This window comes from Rhizobium sp. N621 (assembly GCF_001664325.1).
GTDB classification, from domain to species: Bacteria; Pseudomonadota; Alphaproteobacteria; order Rhizobiales; family Rhizobiaceae; genus Rhizobium; species Rhizobium esperanzae.
Genome location: NZ_CP013499.1, coordinates 484372 through 501558, shown reverse-complemented (window position 1 = coordinate 501558; position 17187 = coordinate 484372). Strand labels below are relative to the sequence as shown.

The window sequence follows — 17187 nt, the reverse complement described above, 5'->3', positions numbered from 1 at the left end:
GGCGTAACTGTCGGCAACCCCGCCGTTCACGAAAGGCTCGACCCGAACTTGTCCCAACCTTCCTTGATCGTCTCCATCGCCACATTCGTCGAGGTGTTGGCAACATGGGGCAGCGTCGAGATGCGCTCGCCGAGGACGCGGCGATAACGGCCGATGTCGCGGGTGCGGATCTTCAGGAGATAGTCGAACCGGCCGGCGATCATGTGGCACTCTTCGACTTCTCTGATCTTTTTGATGGCCTCGTTGAAGCTCCTCAGCGCATCCTCGCGGGTATCGGAGAGCTTCACCTCGACGAAGGCGATGTGGTCGAGCTGCATTTTCGACGGATTGAGGACGGCCTTGAAGCCTTCGATGTAGCCGTCGCTGATCAGTCGCTTGAAGCGAATCTGGCACGGCGTCTTCGAAAGCCCGACGCGCGCCGCGAGATCGGTGATCGACAGCCTGCCGTCCTCGGCGAGTGCCGCGAGGATCTTTCTGTCGAATTGGTCCAATTCACTAAAGACGTCGGTTTCTGTGGCCATTTGAACTCTCGGTGCTCGGTTTATAAGTTCATACAGCGTGGAAACGGCTGAAATCAAGTGAGATCGCGACTCGCGACTGTGGTAGATTATGCCTCGGGAATGGGAGGAAGGGCGCAGCCGCTCGGCGATTGCCGGAATCGGTATCTGCGACGCTTGAAAAGGGAGATCATGGATGCGTGAGGGAAAAGCGGATGGCGATCAAAAACCGGATCTGCTCGCTTACTACCGGCCGGTGGCGATAAGAGCGGTCGCAGCCGCATTCACCCTCAAGCGCGACAAGCCCAATGCGCGCCCGCTCCGCGAGACGGAATATTCCGGCCCGATTTTTACGGACGATGCCACCTGGGATGACGAGCCCGGTGTTCCATTTATCCGTTAGACGAAACATTCACTGATCAGGGACTCTCATGTTGAACGCAGCGATCGACCCCGCCTCCTCCAATGATCCCGCTGAGGGCGCGCCATTTGCCGCCTTCGCGCCGCCGATCCGGCCGCAGTCGGAACTTCGCCAGGCGATCACGGCGGCCTATCGCCGTCCGGAAACCGAATGCCTGCCGCCGCTTGTTGCTGCCGCGCGTGTTTCCGAGGCGAAGCGCTATGACATCCGCAGCACTGCCCGCACGCTGATCGAGGTGCTGCGCGCCAAGCACAAGGGCACTGGCGTCGAAGGACTGGTGCAGGAATATTCGCTTTCCAGCCAGGAAGGCGTCGCGCTGATGTGCCTTGCCGAGGCACTGCTGCGCATTCCCGATACGGATACCCGCGACGCGCTGATCCGCGACAAGATCGCCGAGGGTAACTGGACCTCGCATATCGGCGGCGGCAAATCGATGTTCGTCAACGCCGCTACCTGGGGTCTCGTCGTCACCGGCAAGCTCACCTCGACGGTCAACGACCGCAGCCTGTCGGCGGCGCTGACGCGGCTGATCGCGCGCGCCGGCGAGCCGGTGATCCGCCGCGGCGTCGATATGGCGATGCGCATGATGGGCGAGCAGTTCGTCACCGGCGAAACAATCGAGGAGGCGCTGAAGCGCGCTCGTCCGCTGGAGGCCAAGGGCTTTCGCTATTCCTACGACATGCTGGGCGAGGCGGCGACGACCGCAGCAGACGCCGAGCGCTATTTCAAGGATTACGAGAAGGCGATCCATGCCATCGGCAAGGCGGCGGCTGGGCGCGGCATCTACGACGGCCCGGGCATTTCGATCAAGCTTTCGGCTCTGCACCCGCGTTATGTGAGAGCGCAGGCCGACCGGGTGATGAGCGAGCTGCTGCCGAAGGTCAAGGCGCTCGCCGTTCTGGCCAAGAGCTATGATATCGGCCTCAATATCGATGCCGAGGAAGCCGACCGGCTGGAGCTGTCGCTCGATCTTCTCGAAGAACTCTGCTTTGCTCCGGAACTTTCCGGCTGGAACGGGCTCGGCTTCGTGGTGCAGGCCTATGGCAAGCGCTGCCCCTTCGTGCTCGACTATATCGTCGATCTGGCCCGCCGCTCCGGGCGCCGGATGATGGTGCGTCTCGTCAAGGGCGCCTATTGGGATGCGGAGATCAAGCGCGCCCAGCTGGATGGTCTCGACGACTATCCGGTCTATACCCGCAAGATCTATACGGACGTCGCCTACATCGCCTGCGCACGCAAGCTGCTTGCCGCCGCCGATGCCGTTTTCCCCCAGTTCGCCACCCACAATGCGCAGACGCTGGCCACGATCTATCATCTGGCGGGGCCTGATTTCGCGGTCGGCAAATACGAGTTCCAGTGCCTGCACGGCATGGGTGAACCGCTCTATGACGAGGTCGTCGGCAAGGAGAAGCTCGACCGGCCCTGCCGCATCTATGCCCCCGTTGGGACGCATGAGACGCTGCTTGCCTATCTCGTCCGCCGCCTGCTCGAAAACGGCGCCAACTCCTCCTTCGTGCATCGCATTTCCGATCAGAATGTTTCGGTCGAGTCACTGATCGCCGATCCGGCCGAGACCGTCGCGGCCATGCCCGTCGTCGGCGCCCCACATGTGCAGATCGCCGCGCCCAAGGCGCTTTACGGCAGCGCCCGCGCCAATTCGAGCGGGCTCGATCTCTCGAACGAGACCACGCTCACGGATCTGGCGCAGGCGCTCGCCTCCACCGCCGAGAGCCCCTGGCATGCGCTTCCGATCCTCGCTGACGGTTCTACCGACGGGGTGACGCGCGACGTCCTCAATCCCGCCGATCACCGCGACGTCGTCGGCACCGTCACCGAGCTGAAGGTCGAAGAGGCGGGTCGTGTCGTTGCGATGGCGGCCGCCTATGCGCCGCAATGGGCGGCTGTGCCGCCGGCAGAGCGCGCCGCATGTCTCGATCGGGCCGCCGACATCATGCAGGCCCGCATCAAGGTGCTGATGGGCATCATCATGCGTGAGGCCGGCAAATCCGCGGCCAACGCGGTCGGCGAAGTGCGCGAAGCGGTCGACTTCCTGCGCTATTACGCCGATCAGGCGCGCAAGACCCTCGGGCCGTCGCATCTGCCGCTCGGCCCGATCGTCTGCATCAGCCCGTGGAATTTCCCGCTGGCGATCTTCACCGGCCAAGTTGCAGCAGCACTCGTCGCCGGCAATCCCGTGCTGGCGAAGCCCGCCGGTGTCACGCCGATCATCGCCTCGGAGAGCGTCAAGATCCTCCACGAGGCCGGCGTGCCGGTTGGAGCCCTCCAATTCGTGCCCGGCAGCGGCCGCCTCGGCGCCGGCATGGTTGGGGCGCAACAAACGGCCGGCGTCATGTTTACCGGCTCGACCGAAGTTGCCCGCATGATCCAGGCGCAGCTCGCCGAGCGCCTGTCGGCAACCGGCAAGCCGATCCCGCTGATCGCCGAAACCGGCGGCCAGAACGGCATGATCGTCGACTCCTCGGCTTTGGCCGAACAGGTTGTGGCCGACGTCGTGACATCGGCTTTCGACAGCGCTGGCCAGCGCTGCTCGGCGCTGCGTGTTCTCTGCCTGCAGGACGACGTCGCCGACAGGACGCTCGCCATGCTGAAAGGCGCCTTCCGTGAGTTGACCATCGGCCGCACCGATCGGCTGAGCATCGATGTCGGGCCAGTCATCAACGACGGCGCCAAGGCGGAAATCGACCAGCATATCGAAGCGATGCGCGGGGCCGGGCGCAAGGTGGAGCAGCTGCCGCTGCCGCAAAGCGCTGCAAAAGGCACCTTCGTTCCGCCGACGATCATCGAGATCAAGTCGCTTTCGGACCTGACGAAGGAGGTCTTCGGTCCGGTCCTGCATGTCGTCCGCTTCAAGCGGAACGGCCTCGACCGGCTGATCGACGATATCAACGCCTCTGGCTACGGCCTCACATTCGGGCTTCACACCCGGCTCGACGAAACGATTGCCCATGTGACGAGCCGCATCAAGGCAGGCAATCTCTACGTCAACCGCAACATCATCGGCGCGATCGTCGGCGTGCAGCCTTTCGGCGGTCGCGGCCTGTCGGGAACCGGCCCGAAGGCCGGCGGTCCGCTCTATATCGGCCGGCTGGTGCAGCGCGCGCCAGTGCCGCCGCAGCAGGATTCCGTTCATACCGACCTCGCGCTTCGCGATTACATCGTCTGGCTCGATAAGAAAGGTCTGACGGCGGAAGGGGAGGTGGCGCGCGGCTATGCGAGCCGCTCGGCGCTCGGCCTCGAACGTGAGCTCACCGGCCCCGTCGGCGAACGCAATCTCTACGCGCTCCATCCTCGCGGCCGTATCCTGCTCGTGCCGCAGACGGAAAGCGGACTGCATCGCCAGATCGCCGCCGTCCTCTCCACAGGCAACCACGTCGTCGTCGACGCGGGCTCGATATCGAAGTCGGTTCTGGCGGATCTTCCGGCGGCTGTGGCCGGCCGCCTTTCCTGGACATCGGATTGGGAAAAGGACGGGCCGTTTTCCGGTGCGCTCGTCGAAGGAGATCGCGACAGAGTTCTTGCCGTCAACCGGAAGATCGCCGCGCTGCCCGGTCCGCTTCTCTTGGTTCAGGCCGCGACGAGCGAGGAACTGGCGAGCGACCCGGAAGCCTATTGCCTCAACTGGCTGCTGGAGGAAGTGTCGACCTCGATCAACACCGCCGCTGCCGGCGGCAATGCCAGCCTGATGGCGATCGGCTGAGTGGGCAGGGTGAGCGCGGAAATATGCGCTCTTCAAGCCTCCGGCCCAAGGCTACAACTCCTCTGTCGTCATGCTCTGGCTTGTGCCATGGCTGTCCGATTCGCGTTGCGATTGCCCCTCACCCTAACCTCTCCCCGTTCTGATGGGGAGAGGGGACGTGCACTACCAGACGCTGTGAGGGAACGGAGAGGCTGCGTCGATCTCCGGTGTCGGGATGTCGCCTGAGATTGAGCTCCTGCTCGTGTCTCAATTCGCAGGAAGCGTCTGCAGTGGCACAAGCCGAGGATAACGTCGAGTAAAGAGCGAGGTTTATCAGCGAACCTGAGGATGCGGAAAATGGAGCCTCGGTTACGCATTAAGCGACTCCGAACAAACTCGACACTATTGACCATTTTTTTAGCAGTTGCGGCTATCGTCGCGCCATCAGGCGTGACCATTCCTGGGGGCGGGGCTTTCTTATGGCATTGATTGATCGACTGTTGCAGCGCATGCGGATCGTCACGAAGGTTCTCTTCTTTGTGGTGCCTCTGATCGTCCTCATAGCGGGCATCGGGCTTTTCGGCTATTTCACCGCCGGCACGCTCAAGGGCCAGATGACTTTGACGCGGCAGACGATCGACACGCTTTCCAGTTTCCAGCAGCTCAGATCCTCGCTGACAGCCTTTACCGATCTTCCGACGGCGGCCACGCGCGATCGGCTGATCGCCAGCATCTCCGATCAGGAGAAGGGTGCGGCGACGCTCGATGCCATGTTGATCGATCCGTCCCAGAAGCAGCAGATCGCGGCGGTGCGCGACCTCGGAGGCAAGATGCAGGGTAGCGCCGACGCGCTTTGGGCCGTGGCTCAGGAGCGGGCGAGTAAAGAACAGGCGATCGACGCGGCGGTGGCGCAGCTTTTCAAGGAAAGCCAGACCGCCCGCAAGCAGCTCGACGTCCTTCAGGATCAGGCGAACGGAAAGGAAGCCTTCGTCCGGGCGCTTCTTCTCGATGCCTCCGCCTACAAGAACATCGCTCAGCGGATTGCGAAATTGCGCAAGGCGACGGCGCAGGCGACTGCACCCGCGGATATCGCCGGCGCTCTCGGCAGCCTCCTGCCGCCGCTGGTCAAGGAGGTTGGCGGCAGCGCCGCAGTCGCCTCCGACAAGGCCCAAAGCCAGATTGCCGCGCTGAAGCCGGTGCTGGACAAGCTCGCGGCGATGGCCAAGGACAGCGCCAACATTACGCTCGAGGGCTATGCTCCCGTCGACCAGGATCTGCAAGGCTTCGAGGAGAAGTTCGTCAAGCTCGCCTCAGGCAATGCGGATACCGCAATCGAGCGTTTTGTCGGCATGGATGCGAACATTGGCACGCTTCGCTCAATGGTGGCGATCGTCAGCACCGCTTTCAAATCGATCGACGATCTGCGCCTGCACCTGAGTGAACTGAACAGACGGGTCGATGCCGAAGCCCGGGACGCCGTTCTCGCCGATCTCAAGGCGCTGCGCGAAAACGCTGCACAGCTCGTACCCTTGAGCGGTAAAAACGCCGCCTTGCAGGACCTTGCGAAGAAGATCGAGCCATCCCTCGCCACGATCGAAAAGGACACGTCGCTGCTGATATCGGTCGCAGACCGGTGGCGGGCAGAGAGGGGGGCGGCAACCGAACTCGTGGCCGCTGCAAGCCATACTCTGGAGCAATTCGTCAGCACCGCGCAGGAGAGCGGCAAGGACATCAGCCAGCGTTCGGCCACGATGTCGCTCGCGGCGATGATTGTCGGCACCGTGCTGGCCATTATCGGCGGCCTCATGCTGATCGAAACGCTGCGCGGGCCGCTGAAGCGGATCACCCAGACGATGACCAGACTTGCCGCCGGCGATCTTAATGTTCCGATCGGCGATGGCAAGCGCGGCGATGAAATCGGCGATATGATCCGCTCCGTCACCGTCTTCCGCGACCAGGCGCTCGAAAAGACGCGGCTCGAAGAGGTCGCTGAAGCGAACAGGGCACGCGACGAAGAGGAACAGGCCCGCCGCGCAGCCGAGCAGGCACGCATCGAAGCCGAGCAGAGCGAGGCCCTGGACGCGCTGTCCGACATGCTCGGCAAACTCGCCGACGGCAACCTCGCCGCGGTGATGAGTGAGGAACTGGCCGCCGATTATGTCGCAATGGCCAAGACCTACAACCAGGCGATCGATGCGCTCCGCCGCACACTCGCCGAGGTCCGCAACACCACCTACGAAATCGCCGAGGGCAGCACCAATCTTTCCGGTGCGGCCGACGATCTGGCGCGGCGCACGGAACAGCAGGCGGCCGCCCTCGAAGACAGTTCACGCGTGCTCGGCGAACTGACTGCCAGCGTTCGTACGACCGCGGAAAACGCGCGCCAGACATCGATTTCCGTCGCCGAGGCGCATCGGCAGGCGGAGCATTCCGCGGCCGTCGTCGCCAAGGCCGTCGAGGCCATGGACGCCATCAACCGGTCGTCGGACAAGGTCACCAGCATTATCGGGGTCATCGACGAGATCGCCTTCCAGACCAATCTTCTCGCCCTCAATGCCGGGGTAGAGGCGGCGCGGGCAGGAGAGGCAGGCAGGGGCTTTGCCGTCGTCGCTCAGGAGGTGCGCGAGCTTGCGCAGCGTTGCGCCACCGCCGCCCGCGAGATCAAGGGTCTCATCTCCAACAGCGCATCGCAGGTCGGCACCGGCGTCAAGCTCGTCGAGGAGACCGGCCAGGCGCTATCGGCGATCATGGAACACTTCACCTCGATCAATGGGCTGGTGCAGGTCATCTCGACAGCGACCAGCACGCAGTACAAAGGCATCGACGAGGTCAATAACGCCGTTCGCGACATCGAGCATATCACCCAGCACAACGCCGCTATGGTCGAGGAAAACACCGCCGAGATTCACCGGCTGCGGCAGCAGGTGGAACTGCTGAACGAACGCATCTCCCGCTTTCAAACCGCCGACGGCCGCAGGGCTTCCTCTGCCGTGAGCCCGCGGATGGCCGTGGCCTCTTGAGTGGCCCGACCTTCGGATTTTTTTGCGCGGCACGCGGAGATCTAAAGAGTGAGAGGGTCCTTTGTGGGTCCGCACGGACGCACGGCGCTCTAGAAGTCGGCGACTTTGCCCCAGGCGGAGGCCGCGAAGCGGTTGGGATGATAGGGCCTGGGATCGACGATCGGCTCATCGCCGGTGACGATGTCGGCAATCAGACGACCGGCGCCGGGTCCGATGCCGAAGCCATGGCCGCTGAAGCCCGCAGCGAAGATGAAACCTGGAAGCGTGGCGATTTCGCCGATCGCCGGCACGCCGTCCGGCGTGCTGTCGATATAGCCTGCCCAGGCGGCGTTGATTTCGGTGTTCTTCAAGGCGGGCAGCAGCTTGAGCGCCCGTGAATGCGTCAGGGCAATGGTAGCCTGGTCGACCGCCGGGTCGAGGATGCGCATGCGCTCCATCGGCGTCGGCCTGTCGAGTCGCCAGCGTGCCAGAGATTCATGGCCCGAGCGATATCCCTCCAGTCCGCCGGGTGCCAGACTCCGCCAGCGGCGAGCGAACATCGGCAGGAACTGCGGCGCGAAACGAAACTGCTGCGCCGTGGGATCGACGCGGCCGCGGCCGCTGATCGCCAGCGTGTAACCGCCATCGCCGCGACGTGTCACCGATACCGCTGATGTATGCAGCGCATCCGGCAGGCCGGGTGCTCCCGGCGAAACTGACAGGATCGACGAGCGGATCGAGGCCTGCGGAAATCGAATGCCGAGCTGGCGGCAGAAGGACGAGGCCCAGGCGCCGCCGGCCAGGATCGCGATTTTTGTCCGGATGGTGCCATGCTCCGTGACGACGCCTGAAACTCTGCCGCCTTCAATCTCAAGGCCGCGGGCCGCACAGGATTGATGCACCGTGCCGCCGAGCTTCAGGATCGCACGCGCGACGGCAGGCGCGGCTCTTCCAGGATCGGCGGTGCCGTCGGTCGGCGAAAAGACCCCGCCTTTCCATGCGGTGCCGGTGGCCCGCCCGCGTTCGGTGGCTTCCGCGCCGCTTAGCATGTGCGTCGTGACGCCGACCGATCGGGCGAAATCGCGCCAGCGGGCCCAGCCGGAAAGTTCTTCCTCGCTATTGCTGAGATAGAGGAGGCCGCAACGGCGGAAGCCGGTGTCCTCGCCGGTTTCGGTGGCGAAGCGCTCCCACAGATCGAGGCTCTTCGTCGACATCGGTAATTCACGGGCATCGCGGTTCTGCTGCCGGCACCAGCCCCAGTTGCGGCTCGATTGTTCCGCCCCAACAAGGCCTTTCTCGACGAGGGCCACCTTCAATCCGCGCCTGGCCAGATAATAGGCCGCGAAAACGCCGACGATGCCGCCGCCGATCACGACCGCATCGGCGGCAGCGGGCAGCTTCGTTGTAGTTTCGACACGCGTGAGCGGTGCGGGCATGGCATGGTCTCCGTTTCAGACCAGTCTAGCGGATTCACCGCTGCGACTTTGCCGGAGATCATCAGGCGGCAGCAGAAGATTCCGTCTTGCGGGCCAGCCAGCAGCCATTTGTGCTTCGGCATGTCCTGCAATCCGGTCGACACCCCTTTGTGATGTGTTAAGCTCGACGCTCAAAAGGCTGCAGCATAATCTGCTGCGCCGTTGGCGATCTCGAGCAAGCGAAGGCGCGTGTGATGATGAAACTCGACCGGATCGACATAAAAATTCTCTACGAACTGCAGAAGAATGGCCGCGTCACCAATGTGGAGCTCGCCGAGCTGGTCAATCTGTCGCCGAGCCCCTGCCTGATGCGGGTGAAGAAGCTGCAGTCGGAAGGTTATATCGAAGGTTATTCGGCTCAGATCAACGTCAACAAACTCGGGCAGACGCTGACCGTGTTCACCGAGATTACCCTCAAAAACCATCGGCAGATCGACTTCGCCCGCTTCCTCGGGGCGATCGAGAAGGTCGACCAGGTGATCGAATGCCATCTGGTTTCGGGCGGCTATGATTATCTGCTGAAATTCGTCACCGCTGGAATAGACGAATACCAGACGATCATGGAACGGCTCACCGATATGGACGTCGGCATCGACAAATATTTCAGCTTCGTCGTGCTGAAATCTCCGATCATCAAAGCGCATATGCCGCTGACCACTTTATTTCCACATTAGAGAGCGCGGATCGCCCCGGCATGTATGATCCGCACTTGCCCTCCTCGGTGACAGCTGTCGCAACAGTCCGCAGGTGTGGCTGGGTCGTGGAGAGATTTCGAAATTTACGACTGAAACAAGGCCTTATTCGGTAACGCCGACTTCCGCATCGCCTTAATCTCGGATGACACCACGACCCATCCCAGAGGCAGGCCGGGACGGTCGAGGCCATTGGCAGCCCGTACTGCTCAGCTGTCGCGCTCGGAAACAGTCCAACCCTCGCCTCGTAGATCAGAACCGCCTCTCAAAGAAGGAAGATGACATGTCACTGTTGGTCACCATCGACACCAATCCGGATTTTGCGCTAAAGGACGCGGTCCTGGGCCGGAGCGTCTGATTTCGGGCAATCCCTTTTTCAAGACCTGGGCCCAGGATGCTTCAAAGGTGGAGAAGGTGTTAACCGGCGTCTGGGAAGCGACGCCTGGCGAGCATCATTCGATCAAAGGCACCACCTACGAATTCTGCCATATTATTTCGGGCCTCGTAGAAATCGAGGAGAAGGGCGGCGAGACGAAAACCTATCGGGGTGGTGACAGCTTCGTCATGAAGCCCGGGTTCGTTGGGGTTTGGCGTACTATTGAGACCGTACGCAAGATCTACGTTTGTGTTTACGAGTGACAGCAGATCTCAGGTGCGCCCACTAGAATAAAGGCGCACCTGAGAATTCCAGATGAGGCGACTTCAGAAACCTGAACCGACGTTACTACAGCGCCTCGCGTAAACATCCCCGAACGGACGTACCGAAGTTTGGACATTCACTCGTCCAAGAAGCCGACGATGCTCTTGGTTTCGCTAAACTCGTGCAGTCCGAACTTGCCGTACTCCCGACCGTTGCCTGATTGCTTGTAGCCGCCAAAAGGGGCGGCGCTGTCCCAGGCGCAGCTGTTGAGGCGAACAGTGCCGGCGCGCAGCCTGCCTGCGAGCGCCCGCGCTTCTTGCCGATCTCCCTGAATGTAGGCCGCCAGACCGTAGGGGCTGTCGTTGGCGATCGCGATCGCTTCCTCTTCGCTATCATAGCCGATGATCGATAGTACCGGGCCGAAGATCTCCTCCCGTGCGATCGTCATCTGATTGGTGACGCGGGCAAACACGGTCGGGCGCACGTAATAGCCGGAATTGAGATGCGAAGGGCGCCCAGGACCACCGGCGACGAGCTCCGCTCCTTCCGCGATGCCGCGTTCGATCAGCGTCTGGATCTTGTCGAACTGGGCGCCGCTCGCGACCGGTCCGAGGTCGGTGCGTGGATCCGAGGGCGGGCCGACGACGAGCGCAGCCGCTTCCCTCGCGGCGATCAAGCCTGCTTCCTCCATTCGCAACGCCGGCACCAGCATCCGCGTTGGCGCGGTGCAGGTCTGGCCGGAATTGCCGAAGCACCGGCGTACGCCAGCGCTGACCGCGGCGGCGAAATCGGCGCTGGGCAGGATGATGTTCGGCGACTTGCCGCCGAGTTCCTGATGCACTCGCTTGACGGTCGGTGCCGCCGCCTGTGCCACGGCAATGCCGGCCCGCGTCGAGCCGGTGAAGGACACCATATCCACATCCGGATGGCTGGCCAGTGCGGTTCCGACAGTAGGTCCGTCGCCTTGGACGAGGTTGAAGACGCCTTTCGGCACGCCGGCCTCATCCATGATCTCGGCGAAGATCACGGCACTGAACGGAGCGATCTCCGATGGCTTCAGGACCATAGTGCATCCCGTAGCGAGCGCTGGAGCGACCTTGCAGGCGATCTGATTGATCGGCCAGTTCCAGGGGCTGATCATCGCGACGACCCCGATAGGCTCGTGTACGATGCGGGTAGAGCCCTGCATGTAGTCGAAGGCAAAAGTCTCGATGGCCTTGATCGTCTGCTCGAAATGGGTAGCTCCGATACCGGCCTGCTCTGCCCGGGCCATGGCGAGGGGAGCGCCCATTTCCCGCGAGATGACATCGCCGAGCTCGTCATTGCGGCGCTTGAGGATATCCACTATGCGCTTCAGCAGGTCGATGCGCTCGGTCTTGGAGGTCTGAGAGAAGGAGGCGAACGCCCCCCGCGCTGCCGTGACCGCCCTCTGCACGTCGGCGGCGCTGCCGAGCGCAATCGTGCCCGCCGGCTGCTCCGTCGAGGGATCGATGACTTCGAGTGTTTTCGAGACGCAGGGTTCGACCCACTCACCGTCGATATAGAACCTGTGGGCATGCATCATTGATGGCTCCAATCTCTTGCTTGGTCTGCCGACGAACGCAGTCCGCGATACGCCGAACGGCGGACAGCTTGTATTTGCCAAAGGATGATCGCAGACCTTCAACGGCGACCGGGTGGTGCATTGACCGAAGTTGAATGGATCACAGCGCTAATTGTAGATCTCGGCCAGGTCGTGTAGATCCCAGTTCCCGCCGGACAGCACCGTACAGACTTTCTCTTCTGGCTTCACGTGTATGCTGCCTGCCAACAAGGCTCCGATTCCAATGGAGGCGGCCGGTTCAGCGATCAATTTTGCATCTTTGGCAAGGGCACGCATCCCGGCAATGATGTGTTCGTCGTCAACAAGAACAATCTCGTCCACATATCTTTCGATAATGGGATAGGGGTTTTGCCCCGGGACGCTTATCCTCAAGCCATCGGCAATGGTGTTCTTCAAGGGAAGCGTTGTCCGCTCGTTGTTGATCCGGCTATGGAAATACTTCGGTGTCAACGCAGGTTCCGCGCCTATGATCCGCACGGATGGCTTCGTTTCCTTAATGGCGGTCGCAATTCCCGAGATCAGCCCTCCGCCCCCTACGGGAACGATGACGGTATCCACATCCTCCAGATCCTGCAATATTTCACAACCGATCGTTCCCTGACCGGCCATTACTATGGGGTCCTCAAAAGCGTGAACAGCCGCGTATCTGTTTTCTTCGGCGATTTCATACACCCTTTTCCATCTGGCGGCGGTATCGCCGTCGAAAAGAATAACTTCCGCTCCGAGGGCCTTGGTGTTTTCGATTTTGATCTTGGGCGTGGTGACCGGAAGGACCAAAATCGCTTTCACACCCAGCATCCTGGCGGCATAAGCGAGCCCTTGGGCATGGTTGCCCGACGAGGTCGCGATGATCCCGTTGGCGATCTCTTCTCGGGAGAGCGAGAGAGCCTTGTTCAGAGCGCCGCGGATCTTGAACGCGCCAGTAATCTGCAGGGTTTCGGGCTTGAGATAGAGCTGACAACCAACCACTTTCTCAATCTTGTCCGCACGCAATAGGGGGGTATGTCTGACGTGCGGTTTCAGCCGCTCTTGAGCTTCACGGATGTCGTGAATGGTGGGGAAATTGCGCATGGTCATTGCTCGAAAAACTGAAAGAAGGTGCCGACGTTATTGGCTATGGCGTTATGATAAATTTTGCTGGCCGTCGTATTGTCCTGTATGGCCATGCCCGTGGAGTCGAAGATCGTGATTTCGTCATCACTTTCTCGTCCAGGTTTCCTTCCCAGCAATATCTCGCCGATTTCACCATGAATGTCGTCTTTGGTGATGATATTCTTGTTCAGGGGATGCCAGGTTTCGCCCTTCTCGGTGCACTGCGCCATCGAGTCGACGACTAGCTTTGCGTTCCTGAATATCTCTGGATCCAATTCCTGCTTGCCTTGTTGATCCGTGCCGATCGCAACAATGTGCGTGCCGGGCCTGACCCAATCCGATTCTACGAGCGAGCCTTTTCCGCGGGTCGTGGTAACAAGGATATCGGCCTGCTCGACGGCCTCCTTTTTTGAATTGGCCATCATGACAGGAATGCCAAGCTCGCTTTCAATATCCGTCTTGTATTTGAAGAGCGTGTCGGGGTTGCTGTCCCAGGCGTGGATCTCCTCGATCTTCATGATCTCGTTGATCGAACGGATTTGCATTCTCGCTTGATTGCCAGTGCCGATCGATGCGACCGTCGTGGCGTTCTTCCTCGCCAGCGCTTTGACGGAGACGGCTCCAGACGCTCCCGTTCTGAGACCAAGAATCAAACTTCCATCCATAACGCAAATCAACGCACCGCTCCTGGCGTCGAACAGGAAAATCGTCGCCATGCCATTGGGCACTCCGTGTGCAGTCGGGTTATCAATGAACCCGCCGGAAGAGGCTTTCATGGAGATTATTTCATTGGCTTTGTAGTAGCCAAGCTTAAAGTCGATTTCCCCCCGAGGCGACGGGAGATCTATCCCCATATAGTCAGGTTGTTCAACCTGATCACTGCTAAAGGCCTTGTACGCCTCTTCCACGGCAGCGATGACTTCCGTCACGCTGATCAGCCGACTGACCTCGTCCTTTTTAAGCAGCAGCGTTTTCATGCACCAGCTCTCTATTTCTTGATTCAACCACCGCTTCGACTATTCCGCCCAATTCCGCCATCATCATAATCGCCGAGTTTTGGCTTTATTAGCCATATGCGCGGAGCCCCAGGCAGATTATTTTATATTGCGCTCAGCTTTTGGCAGAGAGTGCGGCCCGCGCCTTGGTGGCGCCCATGGATTGTGTCCTGTGCGCCATCAGCGCCGCGTTTCTAAGAATCCGGCGACAGCGACGATGGCTGCATCCGTGTGCGGCCAAGCGGCTAGCTCGCCCAGCGTCACTGGTTTGATGGGCGGGCGCAGCCGATAGTAACCAGCCTCGCTGGGCGAGCCGCCACGGCATTTTGCCAGCAGTTCGACCGCAGTCAGGCCGCACAGCCGGCCTTGACATGGGCCCATTCCACATCGTGTGAACGCCTTCATCTGGTTCGGGCCAGGCACGCCGAGCGCTGCAACCTCGTGCAGCTTGCCAGCCGTAATTTCTTCGCAGCGGCAGACGATGGTGCTGTCGTGCTCTGGAATCCGGAATTTCTCGCCAGAACGAAAGCGACGCTCGATGAACGTCCTGCCTCTCATGGCACGAGCTAGCTCTCGAGTGAGCCGTGTCCGACGCTCTCCGTAGGCATTTCGGTCAATGAGGTTTAAGTCGAATGAGGCATTGAGGCCAGCCAACTGCCCTTGGAGTGCGGAGGCAACCGCGCCGACGATGCCGGCCCCATCGCCGGCGATCGAAACACCTGGAACGGAACTTGCGCCGCAGGCATCGACGCTCGGGCGGAAAACGGCCGAATGGTCGTCCCAGTAATAATCGCATCCCGCCGCCAGCGTGAGATTGAGGTTTGGCGCGAGTCCCTGGTGCAGGAGGAGAAGGTCGCCTTCAACTTCCAGGGAATTCTTGCCCCTGCTCGCTCGCAGAGCGCTGAATTTTTCCTGCCCGACGGCCTCGATTGCCGTCACCCCGCGAACGACTCGGGCCCTACGGCGAACATCGAAGAGAAATTTCAGGCCTTTAAGGGCATGGGGTGAGGTGACAAAGGCGGGCAGATGAACGAGAGCCGTACGCCAGTTCTCGCGTGGCGTGGCGTCGACAACTGCGATGACATCTACGCCTGCCTGGAGAAGCTGGCTTGCCACTAAGTACAGCAGCGGCCCGGTTCCGGCGAGGATGGTGCGCCCGGACGGCACGAGACCTGACGACTTCATCAAGATCTGCGCCGCTCCCGCCGTCATGACACCCGGCATGGTCCACCCTGGGAACGGGAACGGGCGTTCGAGCGCGCCTGTTGCGAGGATCACCCGATGGGCGGCGATCGATCGAGCAATCCCGCCGAGGGAAATCCCGACCTCGAGCGGATGCGCGCCGTCCAATTCTTCGTCAGCAGGCCCGACACTCCACACAGTCGCACGGGGGGCGTAGCTCAAATTTCCTTGCCGAAATCGCTCGATGAGCTTCCGCCCGGCAGCGTAGTCCGGCCCCATGCGGGCGAGGTCGGCATCTGATGCATGCTCGACCGACCGATAAATCTGCCCGCCAGGGGATTCATTTTCATCGGCGAGCAAAACCGCGAGACCGTGGATCGAGGCTTCGATGGCTGCCGAGAGGCCGGCAGGGCCCGCGCCAACGACGACGACGTCATAGGCAGGCGCGAGATCGGTGGCAGACTGAATGTTTCTAATCACCCTTCCTGCCTCGGCATGGCCGCGCCCTCCTGTGTTTCGATCCGCATCCCCTCCGCAACGTTGGTCATGCAACCCTGCTGGTTCGGCCGGCCATCGATTTTGACGAGGCACTCGAAGCAGACACCCATCATGCAGTAAGGACCACGGGCGGCGCCGGAGACCGGGCTGCGACGCGTGCTGCCATATCCCGCGGCCAACAGTGCGGCGGCAACGCTATCGCCTTGTCTGGCCATGGTCGGCATGCCGTTGAATGTGAATGAAATTGAACTCTCCTTTCGGTCAGGCAGCCGCCGGAACATGGAACCTCCGGGAATGAAATGCGGAAAGATCGTCAGAAAGCGCGCCGGCTGAAATCTGCCGCGACAGGACCAGCGCATGATTGGCCGCCAGAGTCACGCCGGAATGGCAGGCACATGCGAACGCACCAGGAAACCTCTCTGACTGCTCGTAAATGGGGTAGCCGTCCGGCGTCACCACTCGGAATGCGGCCCAGATCCGCACTGCACTGGCGTCCTTTAGAAGTGGGAATGTGCGCACGGCGCGCTCAGCCAGGACCGCAGTAATCGGCCCGCGCGGCCGCTGGTGATCGATTGTGGTTTCCTTGCTTTCGCCGATCAGCACAGATCCCTCGTCTGTCTGCCGCAGATGGCCGGTGGCATGGCTTAGGAAAGGCTTCAGCCGCTCGGTCACAATGATCTGGCCGCGGCTGGGCGAGAGCGGAACGTTCAGCCCGACCATCGGAGCGAGCGCGGTGTTGCCGATCCCTGCAGCAAGGACGATCTTGCCGGCACCGAGTCGCCACCCGTCTCCTGCCAATTCGAACATACCTGCGCGATGACTGATCGCAATCGTCTGCCGATGCGGCAGATAATGAACGCCACGCTGCTTAAGCGCCTTATGAAAGCCTGCGAACAGCCGCAGCGGATTAACGTGTCCATCGAGGGGGCTGAAAATCGTCCCTGCCACGGTCTCGCCGACCAGCGGCAAGCGGCGACGCGTCTCCGCCTGATCGAGTATCTCATATTCGAGCGGTGGGGTTCCTTCCGCCTCCATTCCGGGCTGGCCGGCCAGCTTCGCCATGGATGTGATCCCGCGTTCCAGCTCCGTAGACGTGAGCCGAATTGAGAAGCCGCCCGATTGGACGAATCCAGTGTCGACGCCGGTTTCGGCCTTGAGCTCGGCCGCCAACTGGTGCCAGTTTGCAGTCGAGATTCGCGACCACCGCGAATAGGCGGCGTTGCCGAGGCCCTTGCTTGAACTCCATACGAGACCGAAATTCGCCCGTGCCGCCCTGTTTGCCACATCGCCTTCATCGATGACGGCAATCCTTTGTCCGCACGTGGACAGACCCCAGGCAATCGATACGCCCACGAGGCCGCCGCCTATGATGATTACGTCGTAATCCATTTCGCTA

At 61.4% G+C, this 17187-nt stretch carries 12 protein-coding genes and 1 pseudogene; 5 read left to right on the top strand and 8 right to left on the bottom strand.

Annotated features, from left to right (window positions below):
- Positions 1 to 26: 26 nt before the first annotated feature.
- Complete coding sequence (locus tag AMK00_RS29370; RefSeq protein ID WP_064812815.1) at positions 27 to 521, bottom strand: Lrp/AsnC family transcriptional regulator; 495 nt, start codon at positions 519 to 521, stop codon at positions 27 to 29.
- Between the two features lie 172 nt (positions 522 to 693).
- On the opposite strand from AMK00_RS29370, the gene AMK00_RS29365 reads away from it, so the two are divergent.
- The 3 genes from AMK00_RS29365 to AMK00_RS29355 all read left to right on the top strand — a co-directional run bounded on the left by AMK00_RS29365 (position 694) and on the right by AMK00_RS29355 (position 7635).
- Positions 694 to 900 carry a hypothetical protein gene (locus AMK00_RS29365; protein WP_064812813.1) on the top strand — a complete coding sequence of 69 codons (207 nt, stop codon included), beginning with the start codon at positions 694 to 696 and terminating at the stop codon, positions 898 to 900.
- 28 nt (positions 901 to 928) lie between these two features.
- On the top strand, positions 929 to 4636 hold the full coding sequence (gene putA / locus AMK00_RS29360; RefSeq protein WP_064812812.1) for a trifunctional transcriptional regulator/proline dehydrogenase/L-glutamate gamma-semialdehyde dehydrogenase: 3708 nt from the start codon (positions 929 to 931) through the stop codon (positions 4634 to 4636).
- Positions 4637 to 5094: 458 nt separating this feature from the next.
- Positions 5095 to 7635 carry a methyl-accepting chemotaxis protein gene (locus AMK00_RS29355; protein ID WP_064812810.1) on the top strand — a complete coding sequence of 847 codons (2541 nt, stop codon included), beginning with the start codon at positions 5095 to 5097 and terminating at the stop codon, positions 7633 to 7635.
- An 89-nt stretch (positions 7636 to 7724) separates the two neighbouring features.
- On the opposite strand, the gene AMK00_RS29350 is transcribed toward AMK00_RS29355, so the two are convergent.
- Positions 7725 to 9050 (bottom strand): NAD(P)/FAD-dependent oxidoreductase, encoded by a 1326-nt coding sequence (locus AMK00_RS29350; RefSeq protein ID WP_064812809.1) that lies wholly within the window; start codon positions 9048 to 9050, stop codon positions 7725 to 7727.
- 236 nt (positions 9051 to 9286) lie between these two features.
- On the opposite strand from AMK00_RS29350, the gene AMK00_RS29345 reads away from it, so the two are divergent.
- Both AMK00_RS29345 and AMK00_RS29340 read left to right on the top strand, forming a co-directional pair.
- Positions 9287 to 9763 carry an Lrp/AsnC family transcriptional regulator gene (locus tag AMK00_RS29345; protein WP_064813213.1) on the top strand — a complete coding sequence of 159 codons (477 nt, stop codon included), beginning with the start codon at positions 9287 to 9289 and terminating at the stop codon, positions 9761 to 9763.
- Positions 9764 to 10064: 301 nt separating this feature from the next.
- Positions 10065 to 10420, top strand: a pseudogene (locus AMK00_RS29340) (cupin domain-containing protein).
- Between the two features lie 137 nt (positions 10421 to 10557).
- Here AMK00_RS29340 and AMK00_RS29335 read toward each other — a convergent pair.
- The 6 genes from AMK00_RS29335 to AMK00_RS29310 form a co-directional block, all read right to left on the bottom strand.
- A complete protein-coding gene (locus tag AMK00_RS29335) occupies positions 10558 to 11985 on the bottom strand; it encodes an aldehyde dehydrogenase family protein (RefSeq protein WP_064812807.1) in 1428 nt (475 codons plus the stop codon).
- Positions 11986 to 12132: 147 nt separating this feature from the next.
- Positions 12133 to 13101 carry a threonine/serine dehydratase gene (locus AMK00_RS29330; protein ID WP_189637652.1) on the bottom strand — a complete coding sequence of 323 codons (969 nt, stop codon included), beginning with the start codon at positions 13099 to 13101 and terminating at the stop codon, positions 12133 to 12135.
- Complete coding sequence (locus tag AMK00_RS29325; protein WP_064812803.1) at positions 13098 to 14093, bottom strand: ornithine cyclodeaminase family protein; 996 nt, start codon at positions 14091 to 14093, stop codon at positions 13098 to 13100. The genes AMK00_RS29330 and AMK00_RS29325 overlap by 4 nt, the downstream gene beginning before the upstream one ends.
- Before the next feature lie 198 nt (positions 14094 to 14291).
- Positions 14292 to 15773, bottom strand: a complete 1482-nt coding sequence (locus AMK00_RS29320; protein ID WP_064812801.1) for an FAD-dependent oxidoreductase — start codon at positions 15771 to 15773, stop codon at positions 14292 to 14294.
- A complete protein-coding gene (locus AMK00_RS29315) occupies positions 15770 to 16072 on the bottom strand; it encodes a (2Fe-2S)-binding protein (RefSeq protein ID WP_064812800.1) in 303 nt (100 codons plus the stop codon). The genes AMK00_RS29320 and AMK00_RS29315 overlap by 4 nt, the downstream gene beginning before the upstream one ends.
- On the bottom strand, positions 16053 to 17180 hold the full coding sequence (locus AMK00_RS29310) for an NAD(P)/FAD-dependent oxidoreductase (protein ID WP_064812799.1): 1128 nt from the start codon (positions 17178 to 17180) through the stop codon (positions 16053 to 16055). The genes AMK00_RS29315 and AMK00_RS29310 overlap by 20 nt, the downstream gene beginning before the upstream one ends.
- Between the last annotated feature and the right edge of the window lie 7 nt (positions 17181 to 17187).

Coding starts and splice junctions, on each gene's coding strand:
- AMK00_RS29370 (WP_064812815.1), bottom strand. CDS start 521: ATGGCCACAGAAACCGACGTCTTTAGTGAATTGGACCAATTCGACAGA.
- AMK00_RS29365 (WP_064812813.1), top strand. CDS start 694: ATGCGTGAGGGAAAAGCGGATGGCGATCAAAAACCGGATCTGCTCGCT.
- putA (WP_064812812.1), top strand. CDS start 929: ATGTTGAACGCAGCGATCGACCCCGCCTCCTCCAATGATCCCGCTGAG.
- AMK00_RS29355 (WP_064812810.1), top strand. CDS start 5,095: ATGGCATTGATTGATCGACTGTTGCAGCGCATGCGGATCGTCACGAAG.
- AMK00_RS29350 (WP_064812809.1), bottom strand. CDS start 9,050: ATGCCCGCACCGCTCACGCGTGTCGAAACTACAACGAAGCTGCCCGCT.
- AMK00_RS29345 (WP_064813213.1), top strand. CDS start 9,287: ATGAAACTCGACCGGATCGACATAAAAATTCTCTACGAACTGCAGAAG.
- AMK00_RS29335 (WP_064812807.1), bottom strand. CDS start 11,985: ATGATGCATGCCCACAGGTTCTATATCGACGGTGAGTGGGTCGAACCC.
- AMK00_RS29330 (WP_189637652.1), bottom strand. CDS start 13,101: ATGACCATGCGCAATTTCCCCACCATTCACGACATCCGTGAAGCTCAA.
- AMK00_RS29325 (WP_064812803.1), bottom strand. CDS start 14,093: ATGAAAACGCTGCTGCTTAAAAAGGACGAGGTCAGTCGGCTGATCAGC.
- AMK00_RS29315 (WP_064812800.1), bottom strand. CDS start 16,072: ATGTTCCGGCGGCTGCCTGACCGAAAGGAGAGTTCAATTTCATTCACA.
- AMK00_RS29310 (WP_064812799.1), bottom strand. CDS start 17,180: ATGGATTACGACGTAATCATCATAGGCGGCGGCCTCGTGGGCGTATCG.